General features: G+C 69.5%; 4 protein-coding genes and 1 pseudogene. All 5 read right to left on the reverse strand.

Translation table 11 applies throughout. From position 1 onward, the window contains the following. Positions 1-688: aspartate aminotransferase family protein (locus tag GRX66_RS17100; RefSeq protein WP_325064175.1), on the reverse strand; the 688-nt coding region annotated here is incomplete at its 3' end. 34 nt (positions 689-722) lie between these two features. Next, a pseudogene (locus tag GRX66_RS17105) lies at positions 723-1,590 on the reverse strand (acetylglutamate/acetylaminoadipate kinase). Positions 1,591-1,615: 25 nt separating this feature from the next. Then, positions 1,616-2,686, reverse strand: a complete 1,071-nt coding sequence (argC, locus tag GRX66_RS17110) for an N-acetyl-gamma-glutamyl-phosphate reductase (RefSeq protein WP_159527594.1) — start codon at positions 2,684-2,686, stop codon at positions 1,616-1,618. Then, entirely contained in the window at positions 2,686-3,552 is an 867-nt protein-coding gene (gene lysX / locus GRX66_RS17115) for a lysine biosynthesis protein LysX (protein WP_159527595.1), read from the reverse strand. Before lysX ends, argC begins: the two co-directional genes overlap by 1 nt. A 1-nt stretch (position 3,553) precedes the next feature. Then, positions 3,554-3,718 (reverse strand): lysine biosynthesis protein LysW, encoded by a 165-nt coding sequence (lysW, locus tag GRX66_RS17120; protein WP_159527596.1) that lies wholly within the window; start codon positions 3,716-3,718, stop codon positions 3,554-3,556. Positions 3,719-3,995 lie beyond the last annotated feature (277 nt).

Here is a 3,995-nt window from a genome sequence, read left to right on the forward strand (position 1 = left end):
CGTCCGGCACGACGCCGGCCTGCTCGCACGCCCACAGCGTGCCCGTGCGACCGAGTCCGGTCTGGATCTCGTCGAACACGAGCGCCGCACCCGCGTCGTCACAGGCCTCGCGGGCCGTCTGCAGGTACCCGTCGGGCGCTGGATTGACGCCGCCCTCGCCCTGAATCGGCTCCAGGAGCACGGCAGCCGTCTCGTCGTCGACGGCGGCCGCGAGCGCTTCGCCGTCCCCGTAGTCGACGAACTCGACGTTGTCGGGGACGGCGAACCCCTCGCGGTACTTCTGCTTCCAGGTCGCAGCCAGCGCGCCGAGCGTGCGGCCGTGGAACGCGCGCTTCGCCGCGACCACCGTCTCGCGGCCGGTGGCGTGGCGCGCGAACTTCAGTGCGGCCTCGTTGGCCTCCGTTCCGGAGTTGCACAGCCAGACGTTGTCGGTCTCGCCGGGCGCCAGGTCGCCGAGGCGGTCGTACAGCGCCGTCCGCGTCTCGGTCGGGTACGACCCCTGCACGAACAGGAGGTCTTCGGCCTGCGACTGCACGGCGCCGACCACGTCGGGGTGGCAGTGACCGACGGGCGCACACGCGTACGACGCGCCCATGTCCAGGTACGCGTTCCCGGCGTTGTCGTAGACGGTGGCGCCGTCCCCGGACTCGATCTGGATGGGTTTCTCGCCGAAGACGAACCCGCTCACGCCGACCACCTCGTGGACGCAGCACTCGCGCAGTTCATGCGGCCTCACCGTTGTCGTCGGCTACCGCGTCCGCCTCGTCGCCCAGCGCACCCGGACGGAAGTGCGTGCCCGCGCCGTGGAGCGCGCGCACGACGGGGTCGCGGCTGTTCGCGTCCGCGACCACGACTGCCTCGGCGCGCCCGCGAGGGTTCCGTCGCCGCCATCACCTTCTTCGTCATGAACCCCTCGGCGGCGTCCTGCACGCCGTCGAGGTCGGCGGGCGTCAGCACCTCGTCGATGAGCGACTCGGGGTCCTCGGGGTCCTCGTAGACGCCCTCGACGTCGGTCAACACGACGAGCGTGGCGTCCAGTGCGCCCGCGACGGCGGCGGCCGCGCGGTCCGCGTCCGCGTTCACCGGGAGGGACTCGTCGCCGTCCTTCCCGAGCATCGGCACGGACACGACCGGCACGTAGCCGGCGTCCAGTTGGGTCTCCAGCAGGTCGGTGTTGACGGCCTCGATGGTCCCGGAGTGCTCGCCGCGGCGGATCTTCTTCGTGCCGTCCTCGACGACCCGGATCGCGGACTTCCGCGGGCCCGAGAGCAGTTTGCCGTCGACGCCGTTCAGGCCGACGGCGGGCACGCCCGCGTTCTCGAACGCGGCGACGAGGTCGGTGTTCACCTTCCCCATCGCCATCTCGAAGACGTCCATCGTCTCCGCGTCCGTGAACCGGCCGGTGACGCCCGACGGCGACTCCACGTACTCGGGCTCCTTGCCGACCTGCTCGAGCGCGTCGTCCACCGCGGTCGACCCGCCGTGGACGACCACGACGTCCTCGTCGTTCACCGTGAGGTGTGCGACGTCGGTCACCGCGCCCGCCGGGTCGACGGCGCGCGCGCCTCCGATCTTGACGACTACTGTCACGCCGACCACCCCGGGACGCGCCCGGTCATGGGCTTCCCACCGGGTGCATCCCGAGCTGCTGGAGGCCCGCCGTCTCAGCGAACCCGAGTGCGAGGTTCGCGGCGTGGACGGCCTGGCCCGCCGACCCCTTCATCACGTTGTCGATGGCCGAGAACGTCACGACGCGCTCGTTGCCGGGGTCGAGTTCGAACCCGACCTCGGCGTTGTTCGTGCCGGCGACGGCCTTCGGCTCGGGGTAGCGGTAGACGCCGCTTCCGCCGGCGACCGTCTCCACGAACGGTTCGTCGCCGTACGTCTCGCGGTACGCCGACCACAGGTCGCCCTTCGAGACGGGCGAATCCGGGAACACGTGGCAGGTGGCGCTCGCGCCGCGCACCATGTCGACGGCGTGCGCGGTGAACGACACCGAGAGCCCGAGTTCCTGTTCGATTTCGGCCTCGTGGCGGTGGCCGGTCGGCGCGTACGGGCGCACGACGCCCGAGCGCTCCGCGTGCGAGGACGCTTTGCCGCCGCTGGCGCCGCCCTCCGAGGAGCCGACCTTCACGTCCACGACGACGTCTGCGCCGTCGAGCACGCCTGCCGTCTGGAGCGGCAGGAGGCCGAGAATTGTCGCGGTGGCGTTACAGCCGCCGCCCGCAATCAGCTCCGCGCCCGCCAGGTCGTCGCGGGAAATCTCGGGGAGCGCGTACACCGCGTCGTCGAGGTACTCGGGCGCGGTGTGGCCGTCGTACCACTCGTCGTACTGCGGTTCGGTATCGAGACGGAAGTCCGCGCTCAGGTCCACGACGGTGTCCGCGGCGTCCTGCCACGCGTCGATGTGGTCCATCGCGACGCCGTGGGGCGCGGCCGCGAACAGCACGTCCACTGATTCGAGGTCCGAGGGTTCCGAGAACCGCAGGTCCAGGCCCCGCAGATTCGGGTGGACGCTGCCAACCGTCTTGTTCGCGTACTCGCGGCTGGTCGCCTGCGCCACCTCGACGTTCGGGTGGCCGGCGAGCAGGCGGAGGAGTTCCCCGCCCGCGAACCCGCTGGCACCCACGACCGATGCGGTCGCCGTCTCCGCGTCGGCCGACCCGTCGGCTTCGGTGACAGCCATCAGGCAGTCACCTCGACTTGCGTGTCGGCTTTCGTCTCCAGCCAGTCGACGACGACGCTCGGGACGTCGACGTCGCTGACTTCGTTCAGCGCCTTGAATTCGACGGTGTGGTTGACCTCGTGGACGGTGTAACCGTCGCCCGATTCCATGAGGTCGATGCCGAGCAGGCCGCCGCCGACGGCGTCGCTTGCTGCCGCGACCAGCGCTTCGACCTCGTCGTCGATGTCGAAGGGAGCGGTCTCCGCGCCCTTCGCGGCGTTGGTCAGCCAGTGTTCGTCCGACCGCGTCATCGCGGCGACGGGCTCGCCGTCGGTGGCGAGCACGCGGATGTCGCGGCCGGGTTTGGCGACGAAGTCCTGGACGTAGAACACCTTGTGCTCGTAGTGGCCCAGTGTGGCCTTGTGCTCCAGAATCGCTTCTGCGGCGTTCCGGGAGTCCACTTTCGCCATCAGGCGGCCCCAGGACCCGACGACGGGCTTCAGCACGCAGGGGTAGCCGTAGGACTCGATGGCCTCCATCGCGCTGTCCGTCGTGAACGCGACGGTGGTGTCCGGCGTCGGGACGCCGGCCTCGGAGAGCGCGAGGCTGTTCCGGACCTTGTCCGCGCAGATGGCGGCCGTCTCCGGGGTGTTGACGACGGGGACGTCGTAGTGGTCGCAGAACTCCGTGGCGTACTTGCTGCGACTGGTCGCCAGGCAGCGGTCGACCACGAGGTCGCAGTCCGCGATGGGGGCGTCCGTGCCGTCCAGGGAAAACCCGTGCTTGCGCACGTCGATCTTCTCGACGTCGTGGCCGCGGTCGCGCAGCTCCGTCAGCAGGAGCTTCTCGTCCTGGCGAATCCGGGAGTACAGTATGCCGACGTGCAATTTACTCCCCCCAGTCCTCGGCGAGGTCTGGCGCTCGCTCGAGGACCGGCGGGGCGGTGTCGACGACTTCCAGTTCTGTGCCACAGGTGCCGCAGTCGACGATCTCGCCGACCTCCAGGTCGTCGTGCAGGGTCAGGTCGTCCCCGCACTCGGGACATGTGCTCATAGCACCCTAGCGTAGCGGCTCGTACCACTTAAGCTAATCGAACCTGTCAAACAATTTTAATAAACTACAGTAGCGACTAACGCCGCGAAGCGGACGAAAACTAGCGAACAATCGAACCGTGTTCCAGTGATGGAATAGTTACTAATTGCCCCGTACGGGGCGGTCGCGGTGCTCGCGGTCGTCGCAGGCCCACCACAGCAGCCAGCGCTCCGGGCCCGGTCTGGTCACTCATACGACGCCACCTCCGCCGCGAGCGCGTCCCGCGTCGTCGAGCGCG

The organism is Halobacterium bonnevillei (assembly GCF_009831555.1).
Taxonomy (GTDB): domain Archaea; phylum Halobacteriota; class Halobacteria; order Halobacteriales; family Halobacteriaceae; genus Halobacterium; species Halobacterium bonnevillei.

What these genes read in the sequence shown, in the direction of transcription:
- lysW (WP_159527596.1), bottom strand. Translation starts at nt 3,718, where the DNA reads ATGAGCACATGTCCCGAGTGCGGGGACGACCTGACCCTGCACGACGAC.
- argC (WP_159527594.1), bottom strand. Translation starts at nt 2,686, where the DNA reads ATGGCTGTCACCGAAGCCGACGGGTCGGCCGACGCGGAGACGGCGACC.